This window comes from Rhizobium yanglingense (assembly GCF_977109285.1).
On record NZ_CDSAWY010000004.1, the window covers coordinates 764,859 to 780,192 of the forward strand.

Annotated in this window: 14 protein-coding genes, 1 tRNA gene and 2 pseudogenes; 7 read left to right on the top strand and 10 right to left on the bottom strand. The window is 59.6% G+C overall.

The window, feature by feature from the left end:
- The first annotated feature begins 27 nt into the window (after positions 1-27).
- Entirely contained in the window at positions 28-1,287 is a 1,260-nt protein-coding gene (locus tag ACW4PC_RS08785) for an AGE family epimerase/isomerase (RefSeq protein WP_455873505.1), read from the top strand.
- A 191-nt stretch (positions 1,288-1,478) separates the two neighbouring features.
- On the opposite strand, the gene ACW4PC_RS08790 is transcribed toward ACW4PC_RS08785, so the two are convergent.
- From ACW4PC_RS08790 to ACW4PC_RS08805, 4 genes are all read right to left on the bottom strand, one after another.
- Complete coding sequence (locus tag ACW4PC_RS08790; RefSeq protein ID WP_455873506.1) at positions 1,479-1,967, bottom strand: heme-degrading domain-containing protein; 489 nt, start codon at positions 1,965-1,967, stop codon at positions 1,479-1,481.
- 88 nt (positions 1,968-2,055) lie between these two features.
- A complete protein-coding gene (locus tag ACW4PC_RS08795; protein ID WP_455873507.1) occupies positions 2,056-2,457 on the bottom strand; it encodes a DUF4174 domain-containing protein in 402 nt (133 codons plus the stop codon).
- Between the two features lie 98 nt (positions 2,458-2,555).
- On the bottom strand, positions 2,556-2,939 hold the full coding sequence (locus tag ACW4PC_RS08800; protein ID WP_455873508.1) for a BRA0787 family protein: 384 nt from the start codon (positions 2,937-2,939) through the stop codon (positions 2,556-2,558).
- A 240-nt stretch (positions 2,940-3,179) separates the two neighbouring features.
- Positions 3,180-3,926 carry an SIMPL domain-containing protein gene (locus tag ACW4PC_RS08805; RefSeq protein ID WP_455873509.1) on the bottom strand — a complete coding sequence of 249 codons (747 nt, stop codon included), beginning with the start codon at positions 3,924-3,926 and terminating at the stop codon, positions 3,180-3,182.
- Positions 3,927-4,081: 155 nt separating this feature from the next.
- Between ACW4PC_RS08805 and ACW4PC_RS08810 the strand changes: the two genes are divergently transcribed.
- A tRNA-Ile gene (locus ACW4PC_RS08810) sits at positions 4,082-4,157 on the top strand.
- Here ACW4PC_RS08810 and ACW4PC_RS08815 read toward each other — a convergent pair.
- Positions 4,114-4,470, bottom strand: a complete 357-nt coding sequence (locus ACW4PC_RS08815; protein WP_455873648.1) for a hypothetical protein — start codon at positions 4,468-4,470, stop codon at positions 4,114-4,116. The genes ACW4PC_RS08810 and ACW4PC_RS08815 overlap by 44 nt on opposite strands.
- 478 nt (positions 4,471-4,948) lie before the next feature.
- Between ACW4PC_RS08815 and ACW4PC_RS08820 the strand changes: the two are divergent.
- Positions 4,949-5,161, top strand: a pseudogene (locus tag ACW4PC_RS08820) (IS5/IS1182 family transposase); the annotation flags it as partial.
- 54 nt (positions 5,162-5,215) lie between these two features.
- Here the strand turns inward: ACW4PC_RS08820 and ACW4PC_RS08825 are convergent.
- Positions 5,216-5,827: a hypothetical protein gene (locus tag ACW4PC_RS08825; protein ID WP_086994860.1), complete on the bottom strand. Its 612-nt coding sequence runs from the start codon at positions 5,825-5,827 to the stop codon at positions 5,216-5,218.
- Positions 5,828-6,192: 365 nt separating this feature from the next.
- On the opposite strand from ACW4PC_RS08825, the gene ACW4PC_RS08830 reads away from it, so the two are divergent.
- From ACW4PC_RS08830 to ACW4PC_RS08845, 4 genes and pseudogenes are all read left to right on the top strand, one after another.
- Positions 6,193-6,339, top strand: coding sequence for a hypothetical protein (locus ACW4PC_RS08830; protein WP_455873510.1), 147 nt, complete (start codon positions 6,193-6,195; stop codon positions 6,337-6,339).
- A 65-nt stretch (positions 6,340-6,404) separates the two neighbouring features.
- Positions 6,405-6,584: pseudogene (locus tag ACW4PC_RS08835) on the top strand (PepSY domain-containing protein); the annotation flags it as partial.
- An 8-nt stretch (positions 6,585-6,592) separates the two neighbouring features.
- Positions 6,593-6,832 (top strand): hypothetical protein, encoded by a 240-nt coding sequence (locus ACW4PC_RS08840; RefSeq protein WP_455873511.1) that lies wholly within the window; start codon positions 6,593-6,595, stop codon positions 6,830-6,832.
- 720 nt (positions 6,833-7,552) lie between these two features.
- Positions 7,553-7,837, top strand: a complete 285-nt coding sequence (locus ACW4PC_RS08845; RefSeq protein WP_455873512.1) for a hypothetical protein — start codon at positions 7,553-7,555, stop codon at positions 7,835-7,837.
- Between the two features lie 320 nt (positions 7,838-8,157).
- On the opposite strand, the gene ACW4PC_RS08850 is transcribed toward ACW4PC_RS08845, so the two are convergent.
- From ACW4PC_RS08850 to ACW4PC_RS08865, 4 genes are all read right to left on the bottom strand, one after another.
- Positions 8,158-10,326 (bottom strand): glycosyltransferase family 2 protein, encoded by a 2,169-nt coding sequence (locus ACW4PC_RS08850; RefSeq protein WP_455873513.1) that lies wholly within the window; start codon positions 10,324-10,326, stop codon positions 8,158-8,160.
- A complete protein-coding gene (locus ACW4PC_RS08855) occupies positions 10,311-11,615 on the bottom strand; it encodes a hypothetical protein (protein WP_455873514.1) in 1,305 nt (434 codons plus the stop codon). Before ACW4PC_RS08855 ends, ACW4PC_RS08850 begins: the two co-directional genes overlap by 16 nt.
- A gap of 36 nt (positions 11,616-11,651) precedes the next feature.
- Positions 11,652-13,037 (bottom strand): HlyD family secretion protein, encoded by a 1,386-nt coding sequence (locus ACW4PC_RS08860; protein ID WP_455873515.1) that lies wholly within the window; start codon positions 13,035-13,037, stop codon positions 11,652-11,654.
- Between the two features lie 524 nt (positions 13,038-13,561).
- Positions 13,562-15,331, bottom strand: coding sequence for an adenylate/guanylate cyclase domain-containing protein (locus ACW4PC_RS08865; protein ID WP_455873516.1), 1,770 nt, complete (start codon positions 15,329-15,331; stop codon positions 13,562-13,564).
- Positions 15,332-15,334: the final 3 nt, after the last annotated feature.

The window sequence follows — 15,334 nt, forward strand, 5'->3', positions numbered from 1 at the left end:
CGTTGTGCATGAAATCGGAGGAGTAACATGGCACCTGCAATCGGCGGCACCGGGCTCGGAAACTGGAGCGCCCGCGCCTATCACCGCAACTGGCTTCTCACCCAGGCAAGCGGCCTTTTCGATTTCTTCCAGCACAATTCTGTCAATCCCAAGGGCGGTTTTTACGATCTTGACGATCATGGCAAGCCCCTTGATGCCGAGGGACAGGTTCGTAGCATTCATATTGCGTCGCGCGCAGTCCACTGCTTCTCGATCGGCGTCCTTCTCGGCCGTCCGGGTGCCGCCAGCGTCGTCGATCATGGCATGGACTACCTCTGGAACCGCCATCGCGACAAGAAGAATGGCGGTTATTTCTGGTCGCTGAACAACAATGGCCCCGTTGATTCCAACAAGCAGGGCTACGGCCACGCCTTCGTGCTGCTGGCTGCGTCCTCAGCGAAAACCATCGGCCATCCGCTGGCCGACGGAATGTTGGCCGACATCACGGATATCCTGAACACGAAGTTCTGGGAGCCGCAGCATGGCGCCATCGCCGAAGAGTTCACCGCCGACTGGCAGCCGCTCGACGGCGGCGCCTATCGCGGCCAGAATTCCAACATGCACCTGACCGAAGCGCTGATGGCCGCCTTCGAGGCCACCGGCGACAAGGAGTATCTCACCAAGGCCGAAAGCATCGCTAATCTTGTCATCCTCCACGCGGCCGGTTCCGTCGGCTGGCGCGTCGCCGAGCATTTCAGCGCCGATTGGGCTCTCGACAAGAACTACTATCATGCGAACGAAATGTTTCGTCCCGCAGGCACCACGCCCGGCCACTGGCTGGAATGGGCCCGGCTCATCCTGCAGCTGTGGTCACTGGGGGGCAAGCGCCACGACTGGATGCCGGACGCGGCGAAGGCCCTCTTCTCCCAATCCATGGCGCTCGGCTGGGACGACGACAAGGGCGGCTTCTTCTACACGCTCGATTGGGACGACAAGCCCGCCAAGCGCAACAAGCTCTGGTGGCCGGCCTGCGAGGGCGCCGGCGCCGCCCACTTCCTCAACGAGCACCTGCCGAGCGACTTCCACGAGCAAAGCTACCGCAAGATCTGGAACGTCATCGAACGCGCCTTTATCGACCATAAGAACGGCGGCTGGCACGAAGAACTGACGGAAGACCTCGTTCCGTCCCACAGCCTCTTCCCCGGCAAGGGCGATATCTACCACGCGTTACAGGCCTGCCTCATCCCGCTCTTCCCGGCGACCGGCAGCCTGACCAAGGGCATCATCGAGACTGGCGGGAGAATTTGAGGCAATTGCCGGCGTGGGCGCTACCCTCAGACGACCACATTCCTGTGCTTGTCACAGAGATCCAGCAGCGCCATGTCCATGGCGCGGGAGACCCATCGAGGCTAGCTGGAAAGAGAGTCGTTCACGGTGCAGACGCGCCGTGGCCAGCACAGGAATGAGGTCGCGTAAAGTGGAGCTTGCGGTTAAATTCCTCATCTCAGCCGCAAGGTATCCAAATCCTTCGCCAGCATCAGTGACAGTGCCTCCACGACGAGATTGTGGTCGTCGCGCTGCGGCAGGCCCGAAACCGTGACGGCGCCGATGCAGCCGGTTCCCTTGACGTTGATCGGGAAACTGCCGCCATGCGGCGCGTAGTCGGCGCCGGAAAGCCCGTTGTCTTCAACCGTCTTGCCGTCCTTTTGCAGCTTCAGGCCACAGGCATAGCTGCTCTTCCAATAGCGCAGCACCATGTTGCGCTTGCGGCGAACCCACTGGACGTTGTCAGGAGTTGCGCCCGCCAGCGCCGCGTAAAAGACCGGCATGGAATGCAGCGTGACGTCGATTGCCACGCCAAGGCCGCGTTCGGTCGCGAGTTCGTGCAAAAGCTTGCCGAGTTGCCAGGCCGTGGTGAGATCGAAGGCGTCGAAGCTCAGCACTTTTTCCTGCTCAGCGATCCGGCCGAGATCCTCTTCGATGGTCATAAATCTCGCTCCTCTTGCGTCATCGAACCGGCGCAAAACATCCGCATCCGACGGCAAAAGTAAAGCAGAATCGTGATGATATCGAAGGTCAGTGCGGCATCGACAACAGCGCGCCTATGATTTCCTCGGGCCGCACGGGCTCGCTGGAGCGCAGCTTCACCGTGCCGTCGCGGTCGAGCAGGACAAGGCCGAATTCACCGGGCTGTGGTCCTTCGAGGTCATCGCGGATTTCATCGGCGTCGAGGTCGTAGGAGCCTTCGAAAAGCGGAAACACCCCGCCGCCGGCGATACTGAACACCTCGATATCGTCCTCGATGAACCGCAGATGCGAGCTGCGCAGCAACTCGTCCTGAACGGCCGCACGATCATCATCCGCATCCGCAAATATGATGAGCACGCGCTTTGAGCCAATGAATGGTTTGAGACAGTCCGGCGAAACGGGCGCACGCGGCGCCGGACCCATGATTTCGCGTATGATTGATTTTAGCATGGTGCTCACATCCTTCGTGTCTGTCTTCAACGATTGGAAGTGAGACCGGTTCCCTGCGAGCATGACGGGACCGCGGCTTGGCGCGATCCCTCAAAGGCTCATTCGGGCGGGTTGCGCTCTGCAGTGCGGCTGGAGACGGCCATGATATCGGCGCCGCCGTTGGCAAGAAGGCGTTTACGCACCAGCACGCGCATGACGCGGGCGGCCGTCGAGAAGCTCATCTGATCGAGCGGCCCTTCGCCTTCCCAGGGTTTGGTCAGTCTTTCGGTGACGGCGCCGACAATGTTCATCGGCACGATGTCGTCGCATTCGCGCATGGCTTCGAAGACGAGGCTGATCGGGATGACCCGTCCTTCGAACGTGACAATCGGTTCGGTAAGTTCCGTATCCCATTCCTCGAAAGCATAGAGCGCTTCGCGGAACAATTCCTGAAGGGTGATCGGGGCGTGTCCGTTGTGAAGTGGCGGCAAGGCATTCGTCATGTCTGTCTCCTCTTGTGGATTAAGCCAGTTCCTCCTCATCGGCCGGGATCGAAGCAGGACACACAGAACCCCAGGGTTCCCTCCGGACCGAATAACACGATCGATTTTATAGTGTAACACTCGCGTGATAAAGCGATTTATGCCCACCGGGCTGCCGACACGCCTTCGGAAAGGGATAAGCCGCTGATATCGCTCAGGAACATCAACGGCTTTTTTTCACTTTGAAGTGGAGAATTGAGGCTACTGCTCGAGTGCGAAGGTGACGTTGACGATAACATTATAGGCGTTTTCGCCGCCCTGAACCGGCACAGCAGCGTCACTTGCCTCCTTCATCATTGCCGCGCGATAGACCGGCTGCGGCAGCGGCCGAACGCTGTTTTCGCTGATTTCGATGACGCGGCCGAGCTTCACGCCGGCAGCCTCCGTCAGCGTCTTTGCCTTCTTGATCGCTGCCGCGACGGCATCCTTGCGGGCCGCCTCGATTGCCGCGTCCGGCTTGTCGTTGGTGAACTGAATGTCGCCGCCCTGGTTGACGCCAAGCGTCACGGCCTGGTCGATGATGCCACCCAGCTCGCCGAGATCGCGCACGCGCACCGTCAGCCCGTTGGAAACCTGGTAGCCGATCAGTTCCGGCGGCTTCGGCTGGCCGTCGTTGTTCTGCGGATAGTTATACTGCGGCTGCACAGAAAAGCCCGAGGTCTGCAGGTCCTTGTCGGCAATCCCGCCCTTCTTCAGCGCTGCCAGCACCCCAGCCATCGCCTTGTTGTTCTCGTCGAGCGCCTCGCGCGCCGTCTTCGCCTGCTTGACGACGGCAAGGTTGAGCACCGCCATGTCCGGCGCCAGCGCCGATTCCCCCTCGCCCGAGACCATGATCACCGCCTCGCGCGGTTTCGTTTCGTCGGCAGCCGAAGCCGAAGCCCCCGCCAGCGCGGAAGGCATGCCGATCAGCATGCCGAAAGCCACGTTTCTGATAGTCCGTAGCGCCATTTTTTCACTCCTTGGTTGTCGCCATCCCGCCTCACTCTTTGACGATTGATTGTGAAGCTATTGCGGCAGCGTCTTGTCGCTGCATCCGAATTGCGTTAGAGCGAAATCGCACCGGGGAGCCATTGCCCCGCTGCCCGCGCGGCAAAGCCACGTGAGGGCCTGTAGCTCAATGGTTAGAGCCGGCGGCTCATAACCGCTTGGTTGGGGGTTCGAGTCCCTCCGGGCCCACCATAATTTTCAACAACCGTTGATTTTCCTCCTCATTTTCCTTGTTTTTGTCCCACTTTTCAAAGTTGACCTCCGAAAGTGGAACATTTTTGTTCTCGTTTTGGTCGGGCATCAAGAGCTTTTCGGCGTAGCCTGAGAGCTTCTTGCGGCAAGCTGCACGAGTATAAAGGCCAGCCTGCTCACTCGTCGTCCAACCGAAGATCGCTTTGAGCTGGTCGATGATCGCTCCGTTTTCGGCGGCGATTGAAGCCCCCGCTTCGCGCAAGCCGTGCGCCGAGCAATGGAAAAGGCCAGCCTCGTCGCACCATTGGCGCATCTTATTTCGCAATCCTTGTCGGAGAACGGCTTGCTGTATTCAGTGACTAGGAACGTGAGTCGACCAGCCGGCACATGTGCGAGTTCGCCCAACAGATTAGGCAGTACCGGAATATTGACATCCAGACGGCTTGCCGGGCCGAATCCCAATCCACGCGTTGCCGCCCTAATATGGCAGCATCAGAAAGCCGCAGCCCGGTAAACATGAAAATTGCCAGCGCCCCGGGCGCGCAGTAGTCCCCGGCTGGTGACAAGCCTCGTATTGCTCTATCTCCTCAAGCGTCCATGTGTGAAACCCGTCGCCGATGCCGTTACAGGGATGCGTCTTTGCCTCGCCAACCTCAATTGCCCCAGCGAAAAAGCGCTGATTGCCTTCACTATTTTGTTGGCCGCGCCGGGAGCATCTATGCGGGTGTCGCGGATCGCAGCCACATGCTTGCGCTCAAGATGCTCAAAGGGCTTGTCGCCGTGCTTGATGCAGATTGCATCTGGCACTGGATGCATAGCGGCGAGATCATTGCCCATACTCTGACCGACCAAGACTCAGGCGATGCTTTTCAGGTGGACCACTGCTCGGCCAGATCGGCGGTCCGAGCGGACAGTTCACTGCCGACGACGCCTATAGCGGAAAGCCAACCTACGATGCCGTCATCAACCACAGCGCTGCTGCCCATCCGGCGAGGGCCCCCCGCCTGTGGGACACGGACCGCCGCGAACGTCGTCGGATTGGAAATGAAGAAGGTCCTTCAGAAATTGAACCGCACGCCGACGACATTTGCACTGGAGCCGCCGTGCATGTCGCCGAGCGTCCCCCAGGCTCCGGACCGGTGGTGTATCCGCCAGAAGAAATCGACGTCGGGCATGGCGTTGAAGGAAAGGTTCAACTCGGGGCCGAGATAGAACAGCGTTCTGGCGTCCCCGTTACCCTCCAGCTCGTTCTTGCGCTCCCGTCCCTCCTGGGTATGCGTGACATGGCTGATGCCAAACGTAAAGGCTGGTGAGATACGGACGGTATCACCAATCTCGAAACCGTCGTAGCGACCGACGACGCCGCCCCAGAATTCCGCATTCGGATGCCCGCCGTATCTTCCGGCGAGCCCCGCTTCCAGTCCGAACCTGAAGGAGCCCATCCTAGCCGGGAAGTACTGGTAGCCGAGGCCGAAGATCGGGAGGTCTTCGTATGTGACGCCGAAAGGATTGGATGCCTGGAGGATGTCGGCGTCGACCATCGTGCCGCCGAAGGCGAATACCGACTGATTGACGTCGCGGTTCTGCGCCTGCGCGTCGGTTGTTCCCAAGAACGGCATAGTGGCAGCGCCGAGCAGCAGAGCAAGCGGGATGGCGTTTGAAGGCTTCATATCGGATCTATTCCTGGACTTCATGTTTTCTCTAGGGCGCGCATTCACCGAGAGCTCTGGAACGGCTCCTGACTGGGCGGAAGACACCTTCCGCTAGCCCCTGCATGCGGCCCCCCAGTATCGTCAACGTGGTCCTTGGGGGGATCGCGGAATTTTACCATCGACGTGCTCACGCCATTTTGCCATTCCCAATCTAGAAAATGTTCCGTTTTGCAACGCGATGCAAATCCCGTTTGAATGGCTGGAAGAACGACGTTTCAGAACTGCTTCTCATCTGGGTCCGTTGGCAAAGGCAACGGACGACGAAAGTCCGGCCACGAAGTCGATTGACTGCCGGTGCGGTCTGCCGCCTGGCTTCAACAGACATGCCGGCAATCGTCGGCGGAGAGGACCCGGTCGCTTTTGCCGCCCTTGAAGTTGCGATCGGCGCGGCGATTCTCTTTGAAGAGGTCGCCTCGCTGCCGCTCCGTCGTCTGATCGCCGAGCCTCGCGCCCCTCCGCTTTTCTCCTGATATCGCCGTTCAGTCGCCGACCGCACATCGCGGATTGGCCGAGTTTTGATGTTTTGGAGTCACCAATGACGGACCTGATCATCGGGCACGAGAGTACCGGCGCTGCCATGCGACCCGCGTCCGACCTCTATCGCGCCGTGTGGCGCTGGCACTTCTATGCAGGCCTGCTGGTCCTGCCTTTCATGATCACTCTGGCGATCACTGGAGGCCTTTATCTCTTTCATAACGAGATCGACGCGGTTGTGCCGGTGACGTGAATGACTCCATCAGCGTCCTGATTGGCGAGTTCCCGTGGCCTGATGCCAAGGAGGTGACGCTTGTCCTTTCGAAGCCCGAAGCCGGCATTGAACCGTTCACCGCCCGCCCGATGATGGCAATCGAACCGGGCGACAACGACAAGCTTAAGGAGCTTGAAGGCCTGCTCACCCTGGACGGCATCAAATTCCAGTATTTCACCGACGTCTCGCGCCCGGAGTTGGTGTGCCCCCGATAGCTACGTTCTGGACCAGTATTATCTCAATCTGCCAGGCAGAGAGGAGGCTCAGGTAGCCCTCCTTCTCGACTACAGAACCAATCCGCCGCAGTACCCTGTTGGCAAGCCTGAATGAGGGCGAATAACCCCTGGCTCTGATCACGTGGGGCCGTAACGACCCGCTTTTCACTGCACCCGGGCGAGGCCAACCTTGCCGACCTGCCGGACGCCAAGCTTCATTTCTCTGAAACCGGCTATTCCGCGCTCAAGGAAAACCTGAACGAAATCGCCGCTTTGACATTATCCGTCGGTATAGGCCCACGATATCCAAGATTAATATTCAGGACGTGGGTGGCTTTGCTAAAGTTTCTGATCGGAAACCACCTCGGACATCACGGCAATGCGACATGTCCCCACCCACGACAACTCTCGCGGACACGCGCTACCCGTTGCGTTTGCCGGAATAGTACTGATCGGCGCGTATGCCGTCGGCCTCGCCCTCATGTCGACAACGCCCGCCGGGACGCGTGTCTACGTCCCCATCCTTGCCGAATGCGCCATTCCCGAGTGCGGGGCATCGCCGGGGGCGACCTGCTCCGTCAACGGCGAGTTTGTCCGTATGAAGGTCGGACCGACCGTGCGATGTTCATAAAAACTCCACGCCTTCCCCACGCACGTGCCAGCGAAAGCAACGTCGCAAGCAACTGAGTTCGCCTGCTTCCCTCACACCGGAGCGATAACATGGATGCGACCACGAACCTCGACAGGATGACGCCAGGCGAGAAGTACCGCGTTATCCGTCTCCTAAGCCGCAGGCTGCACTTCTCCGCCATTCTGGCGAAGCAACGCGGAGACGATTTCTGGGACAGGCTGGAGCACCTGGCCGATCGGCTGCTCCGCGAGAGCGATGCGATTGTCACGGGGGGACCGTGCATCTCCGATCCCATCCTGGTCGAGGCAGCGGACCTGCTCGCTCGGTTCGACAACGCGGCCACATCGGGACGGCAGCTTCGCTTAAATGAGTAGACCCCGTTTCGAATATGTGCGTGGGGCGCGATTGGCAATTGTTCTCGCAGACCGATCATGAGTATAGCATCCTACCGTTAAACGGTGCTTGATTTCTACGCATGACTGCTACACAACTGCTACAGGAAAAATGATTGTTTTTGTTCGCCTTTTACAAATTAATAGGGCTTCCCTGCAGGCCCACCATTTGTTCTAAAGCACATAACGGGTTTAATCGTTGAAGACGTTTCCAAAGGATGACTTGAGTAACACGTCAAGCAACATTGGTGAATTGCAGAAAAATGTCGATCTCTACTCCGTTCTATTAGCAGTCGTTCCGCTCACTCGGCCAGCGGCGGCGCAGCACTCGCCGCTCCGATCTGCAAAAGCGGCACCCTTGGTGCAAGGTCACGCGGCCTCTGCCAGCGTAGCAGAGCCTGCCGCGATCTGACGCTGACGGCGTGCTTTTCGATGGTACCGGCAAGCTTCGAGGGGCGATCGAACGTGCGGCGCCAGAGGCCTCGGATGGCGGCAAGTGGATAGGCGCGGGCGGGCATGGCCTGCGGCATCTCGCTGAACAGGCGCTGGATCATCTTCCGGCGGACATCCTCGGCGCTCTGCCGGATTTCCCAGTCGTAGCGGCGGTCGCGGACTGCGACGATGGACATGGATAGGCCGAGGCGCGACCTATCCACGCCGCTCACCCTGCCCGCGACGTCGAAGTCGGCAAAAGGCGAAAAGATTACAATGTCGCCTGCACGAATCTGCCCGGCCGTCCGATTGTCATGCAGCGTGATCTCGGCCTTGCTGATTGAAATGGTGTCGACCGTGCAGGGCATACGATTGCCGTCGCGTGCAAGATTTGCCTGCCGTGCGAGCGGAAACCGGATGCTGTCAAGCGGCTCTCGCGGAAGCTCTATGCAAACGAGCAGGGAAACGAAGGCATAGACCATGACGACCATGCCCCACGCGACGCTGAAGCCGTCGAGGTCGTTGTAGGTGCCCATCAGGGGACCGTTGAGCATACCCATGAACGTCAGGATGATGACCAGGAGGAACGTCCCGGCGATCGGGTAAAGGACATCGACGCGCGCTCGGTCCTCGCCCTTGGCCGTGACCTTGAACGGCCGCCCGAATGGATGGATGAGGGCGTGAAGCAGGGCGATCGTGATAGGGATCGCCGACACCATTTGCGACACTTCCGTAAAGAGCGGCATGCTGCGCCGGCCAGAAACCCAGGCATGAAATACCCACATGCCGCCGACCATCGGAAGCGCATAGAGGAAGAAGGCTTCCGGTTCCATCTGGATCGCCGGCAGGCCGAGGAAGTAGTAGAGGATCGGCGCTGCCATCAAAAGCAGGATGAACGGGCGGCAGAACCAGAAGAGCAGTCCGTGGAAATAATGCAGCCGTTGCAGGAAGGTGTATCCGCGGCCGAAGAACGGGCCATCCCGGAGCAGCGCGACCTGAATGGTTCCGAGGCACCAGCGGCAGCGCTGGGTAATATAGCCTGAGAGGCTTTCGGCCGAGAGCCCGACGCTCAGGCGTTCGTTCAGCCAGCGGGTCTTCAAGCCCTTCTGCAGCAGCCGGTAGGTCAGGTGGATATCCTCCGTGACCGTTTCCTCCGGCATGCCGCCAATCAGGCCGAGCGCATCGCGCCGAACGATGCAGGACGTGCCGACGCAAAAGGCAGCCCCCCATCCGTCCTTCGACGGCTGCATGACGTCGAAGAAGATGCGCTGGTCATCGACCCATGCCTTCGATGCCAGGAGGTTATGCTGGACGGGGTCGGCATTGTAGTAGAACTGCGGTGTCTGGATGAGCCCGATCCCTGGATCGGCGAACTGGCCGACGGTGCGCTTCAGGATGGCGCGTTGCGGCGCAAAATCGGCGTCGAGAATGAGGATGAAGGGCGCGTTGGTCTCCTTCGCCGACTGCCGGATGGCATTGTTGAGATTGCCGCCCTTGGCGCCCACATTGTCGCCGCGCCGCAGATATCGCACGCCAACCTCGGTGCTATAATCCTCCAGCCAGTCGCGGCGTCCGTCATCGAGCACCCAGACAGTGAAATTCTGATAGTCGATCGCCTTTGCGGCAAGGATCGTGCGCTCCAGAATGGATAGCTCTTCATTATAGGTGCAGATGAAGACATCGACGGCCGGCGGCGATGCGGCGCCGGCGATGGTGAGTTCGCTCGCGTCCGCAGCCGCACTGTGGTCCGTCCGCCGGAAGAAAAACACGATCGAAAGCACCGTATAGAAGATGACGACGATTTCGAAAGAGAGATAGGCGCGCGGCCACAGCGCATAGGCGCTCCATTCGAAGTCCGGCAGCGTCTTGGTGATGCGGAAATAGAGATAATTCAACAACATGACGATGAGGATCATGCCGAAGATGACGCGATCCTTGCCCCGGCGGCTGTCGAGCAGCCAGGCGCATCCCATGATGAGCGCAAGCGCCAGCAGCGAGAAGAGAATGGCGTCCGAGAGAGTGACTACTTCGGGGGACATGGGCTATCCTTGCTGATCAGCGCCTGGCCCGCGCGGCCGAGGAAAGGGTTGAGGTCAAGCGCGGCAAGCACGGCCCAGCCGGTCGCCCCGATATGCGGAAGACGGTAATATTTGAAATCGCCGGGCGAGGAGTTGGGACCGACCTGAAGGCCTGTCGAAAGCTGCTCGTTGACCGTCGCATAGATGAGCCCGCCGGGCGTGACCTGGGCAGCGATGGTCTTGAACAAGGGTTCGGCCTTTTCGGACTGTCCGGCAAGCCGCAGAACGAGTGCTGCCTGCGCCGTACCCTCGAGCCAGATGCCGTCCCGGTCGCTGTTGAAGTCGAAGCCGCCATCGACGCCATGGTTAAGCTCGGTCCATTCCATGACCCTCTCGACCTTGGTCTTGAAGTCCGGCACGGCGATCAACGGCCACAATTCGGCGTCGAGCCCCGACATCGTGATATTCGGAGCGTTGCTGTCGGGGGCGCTGCCGATATAGAAGCGCCCCTCGCCGTCGTCCCACATGGCACGAAGGAACTTCAGAGCGCTGTCGCCGCGGTGGGTCCAATCGCCGCCGGCGTCCAGACGCGCAAGCCAGCTATCCGCGGCGTAGATATCCAGATTGTGTTCCGTCGATTTCCAGGTCATGCGCTCAGGCGCCGGCTCATGGCCGAAAAAGCCGCCGAAATAGCCCGGGCTTTGCGGATCTGCCGTGCTGCGGTGGATCCAGTCCATGATCTTGCGTGCGGTGTCGAGGTAGGCCGGCTGTTCCGTCTCCTCGTAGGCCATGAGCAACGCCAGCGCGCCCCATGCGGTGCTGCCCGTCGCACTGCCGACTTGGTAGCCGTCCTCGATCCAGGAATTGCTGGCCGCACTCCAGTAACCGGGCAGCAGCATTCCCTCCTTGCCCGGAGCGACCGGACCGGACCGGTAGGCATTCCTCAACCGTCCGTCATGATAGTGACGGTCCGTCTCCACGGCGAGCACGAGAGCATCGGCGATCCGGCGCGCTTCGGCCTTTCGCTTGCAGCCGTAAAACGCCATTAGGGCAAGCGCGTTGTCATAGGTAAAGCCGGTGTTTTCCAGAGCCGGATGGAGCGCCGACCCGCCGTTTGCCGGTTCGAAACTGCGCAGGACAAAGGGCTGCGCCGGATCGCCGCCCATCTGGGCAGCCAGCCCGTCGCAAAGCGTGCAGGCAAGCTTCTGATGTTCGCTATCGGCAAACGCTGGGAATGTCTGCAGGACAATCACTGCCGCGGCGAGCAGCAGCAAGCGTCCCTTGTTGATGGTCGATCTCAGATGCTTCATTGTTGACCCTCATCAATGCAGCGGCGAAAACGGGCGTTACGGATTGGCGGGTTCGGCAGCGGCTGAGCGCGGCGCCGTCGCCTTGTCGAAAAGCGCGGACGCCGAAAGCATCGTCCCGGGCGACGCCAGCCTGTCCATCGCCAGCTTCGAATAGCGGGCGATCCGGGAGACGATCGTCTCGCCCAATGAGACGATCACATCCTCGCCAACATGACATCCAAAGAATTTGTCGTTGTTCTGATGCGCCGGACCGCCTCCCTCGCCGGCCGGTTCGTCGATCTTGACGAGCACATAGACCTCGTGGCCTTCGGCTTCCGGAAACTTCGCGTAATAGCGATTTTCCGGGCCTGAGTTGAAGTAGCGCACGATCTTGTAGATATGGGCGTCGCGCTTGACGCCGAGGCTGCGGAAATTGACCATCGCCGGCATGCCGATCTCGAGCGACGTCACATCGCGGCTGCGATAGACGGCGGCAGCAAAGGCCTCGTTGCAATCCAGCGATTTTGCCACCGGCTGGCCCTGCATCACGAAATCGCCGAAGGATGCGTCGACGCTGACGATCTGGCCATGGCGCTCGGCGACGACCTCGGCGGCCCCGGCCTTGCCAAGCCGACCCTCCTCCCGTGCGATCAGGTTTTCGACCTGCTGCTTGCGCTCCGTCATCTGGTTGATCTCGATGTTGTCTTCGGCGATCTCGCCGGCAAGCTTGGTGCGCTGCATTTCAAGCGTCAGCAGATTGGCGGCGACGGTACCGCCGGTGTAGATGTCGCGTTCGACGAGCGACAGGACAATCTCGTTGCGGCGCAGTTCGCCGCGCGCGGAGTCGAGTTCGTACTGCGCGGCGTTACGCTTCTGGCGCTGCGGTTCGATGCTGGCCTCGGAGATCAGCTTCTTCTTCAGAAGCACCAGCTGCCTCTGCAGCAGGGCGTTTTGTTCATTGAGCCGCGCCTCGTAGGTCTGCACGTTGTAACGGGCATTCTCGATGACCGCCGAAAGCTCGCTGATCACGCCGTCCTTGACGTCCGCGATCTGGCTCTTGACCTTCTGGAGCTGGTCGGTGCGTTCCTGAACGACGCTTCTCGTATTGTTCAGCTTTTCGGTGAGATCGAGCTTCTCAAGCCGCAAGCCGGTCAGCGACGTCTGGTCCTGGTTGGGATTGGAGACCGTCGCCATGACATCGCCGAGCTTGACGACTTGTCCGACCTGCAGGGAAATCCTGTCCACCCTGCCGTAAATCGGCGAGGCGATCATTTGCACTGGCGCATTGATGACTGCGCGCGTGGAGACAATGAAAAACTGATTGGGGATCATCGCCATGGCGATCGTGAAAATCAGCATAAAGGCGAACACATAACCAAGTGCCCTTGATACTGAAAGTATCTTATGATCACGCGGATCAAGTAATAGATTTTCGTCCTTCATTTTCGCCAATCCTGACTTTTTACACTACAGGCCGAATAGAAGGGCGTTTCCATGTATATTTTTTATTAGTTATATTTTATATCGATGAAACTCGAGTATGCAAATGAAATTTTTTCTATGGTCTCGATGTTTAGATTCAATATCGGTACGAGAAGTATCACCGATAATGCAATCAACCATCTTGTTTAAGTAATTCATGCAATTAATACGCGCAGAACTGGAGGCAATCGCGTTTCATCCATCCTCGAGCTCGCCTCTTCTAGTCCGCGGAATTTCGGCGCGATGGCCGCGACGTGCATGCTGACCAGAAGTTGTCAGATCGCTAAAACGCACAGTTTAAACTAATCGCTCGTTATCATTATAAAAGATCGAGCTTTCCCAAGCTGCTGCTTGTCGACGCGCATGAAGTCGAATCCATCGCCCGCACCTAACGCGATGGCCGCTGTCAAAGAGCAAGAGAATTGGCCGCGAGATCATGGCGCAAAGTTGCCGCAGGCTTACGGCCAAACCTAACTTTTCGACCCTCATCCGGATGGCATGGCATCCGACCTGGCGCTTCCCGTTCCGAGCTCATACGCTGGTACTTGCTCATCGAAACCTTTGAGCTGCCGCGGGCCGAGCGCGACCAATGAAATTTTGCCACGCACGGATTGCGCCACGGCGTGATCGACGAGGATTTGCTGATCATCGGCGGACGAACAGAGTTGCGACGCAAGGTTCACGACATGTCCGATCGCAGTGTAGTCAACACGGGCTTCATAACCAATTCGGCCGACCGTCGCCCATCCCATCGCCAGTCCTATGCCGAAGCCAATCACATGACCGCGCAGACGCCATTCGGCGATCAGGCGCTGGATGGCGTCCTGCATGTCGATCGCCATCTCAACAGCACGAAGCGCCGGGTCTGAGCATGGCACCGGGGCGTTGACGAGCACCATCAAACCGTCTGCCGCGAAGTTGGTCAGCGTGGCCTCGTAGCGTGTAATGATCGCGCCGAGTGCCTCATAGTACTCCCGCAAGACCTGCATGATCTCCTCGGGTTCGGTGTGCGCCGAAAAAGCGGTGAAGCCACGTAAATCGCAGAACACAGCGACGACTTCTGCGCGCTGTCCGGCGAGCACGCTCTCGTCGCCGGACTTTTCGACGAGTTCCGCGACCTGCGGCGCCAGAAAACGCTTCAGCCGTGCAATTCGCTCTGAACGATCCCGCGATACGGCGAGTTCTTGCGCCATTTTATTGAACCGGTCCGCTAGCCGTTCGAATTCGTCTCCTGTGGCGATGTCGATCCGGTGCTCGAACTGTCCAGCACCGATTTTTTCGGTGCCTTCCTCCAGCAGGCGGATTGGTCCGGTCATCCGGCTGGCAAGCCAGTAGGCAAGCGCCGATGCGAAGACGGCGGCGGCGAACAGCAGGCCACCCGTCCGCCACAATGAAGCATACAGCGGTGCGAAAGCCTCGGCCTGCGCCTGCTCCACGAACACGGTCCAACCGAGATTGGGGATCGCCGCCATGGCGGTCACAACCGGTTCATTCTCGGCGTTGGGGGCCGTGGTCGCCTGTCCGCCTGTGGCGGCAATTTCGTCCCGCAATCTGATGAGGGCCGCCGCTGTCTTCTCGTCAGTGCCCTGCAACACCTTGCTGATGTCGGGGTGGGCGATGAGCCGGCCGGTCTGATCGAGAACAAACGCCCGGCCACTACTACCGACGCGAATTTCCGAAACGACTGTCCAGACAAGCTTCAGGTTGATCTCCGCGACGACGATGCGACCTGCCTTGCGGTTTCCGGCCATGGCCATGGTCATGAACGGTTCGGAGCCATGGCGGAAGGTGACTGGCCCATACCATGTGCCATTCGAACGAACTCCCACGACAGCAGGATCGCCAGAGCGATCCGATCCGCCTTCCATCCTGTTCAAGTCAGTACGGGAGACATGCAGCCGTTCGACGCCGACATCGTCAACAAGGGTGATGCTGACGATCGCCGGGACTCGTCGCATCACTCGTAATGCATCCAGCCGATGCTGTCCCTCATCCTGGGTCCAGGATTGCTGGACCGTCCAACCCAGTTGATCCTTGATGCCGTCGAGAAAGCTCTGAATTTTGCCGGCCGCCGATGTGGCCTCTACCCTTAGTAGAGCGCTGAGCATGGCACGCTGGTCGCGATAGCCGAACCAGGCGTCGCCGATGCCGCTAACAGCCAGCGGGACAATGACCGCAGCGAAGAAGGCGAGGAAGTACTTCCGGAACAGCGATCGGCGCATCGGGGCGGCTTGGAGCTGGACCGAACGCCACACACC

Excerpts from the sequence above, each read along its gene's own strand:
- ACW4PC_RS08855 (WP_455873514.1), bottom strand. The coding sequence starts at position 11,615 with ATGAAGCATCTGAGATCGACCATCAACAAGGGACGCTTGCTGCTGCTC.
- ACW4PC_RS08850 (WP_455873513.1), bottom strand. The coding sequence starts at position 10,326 with ATGTCCCCCGAAGTAGTCACTCTCTCGGACGCCATTCTCTTCTCGCTG.
- ACW4PC_RS08815 (WP_455873648.1), bottom strand. The coding sequence starts at position 4,470 with ATGCGCCAATGGTGCGACGAGGCTGGCCTTTTCCATTGCTCGGCGCAC.
- ACW4PC_RS08795 (WP_455873507.1), bottom strand. The coding sequence starts at position 2,457 with ATGCTAAAATCAATCATACGCGAAATCATGGGTCCGGCGCCGCGTGCG.
- ACW4PC_RS08785 (WP_455873505.1), top strand. The coding sequence starts at position 28 with ATGGCACCTGCAATCGGCGGCACCGGGCTCGGAAACTGGAGCGCCCGC.
- ACW4PC_RS08860 (WP_455873515.1), bottom strand. The coding sequence starts at position 13,037 with ATGAAGGACGAAAATCTATTACTTGATCCGCGTGATCATAAGATACTT.
- ACW4PC_RS08845 (WP_455873512.1), top strand. The coding sequence starts at position 7,553 with ATGGATGCGACCACGAACCTCGACAGGATGACGCCAGGCGAGAAGTAC.
- ACW4PC_RS08825 (WP_086994860.1), bottom strand. The coding sequence starts at position 5,827 with ATGAAGCCTTCAAACGCCATCCCGCTTGCTCTGCTGCTCGGCGCTGCC.
- ACW4PC_RS08800 (WP_455873508.1), bottom strand. The coding sequence starts at position 2,939 with ATGACGAATGCCTTGCCGCCACTTCACAACGGACACGCCCCGATCACC.
- ACW4PC_RS08790 (WP_455873506.1), bottom strand. The coding sequence starts at position 1,967 with ATGACCATCGAAGAGGATCTCGGCCGGATCGCTGAGCAGGAAAAAGTG.
- ACW4PC_RS08830 (WP_455873510.1), top strand. The coding sequence starts at position 6,193 with ATGCCGGCAATCGTCGGCGGAGAGGACCCGGTCGCTTTTGCCGCCCTT.
- ACW4PC_RS08805 (WP_455873509.1), bottom strand. The coding sequence starts at position 3,926 with ATGGCGCTACGGACTATCAGAAACGTGGCTTTCGGCATGCTGATCGGC.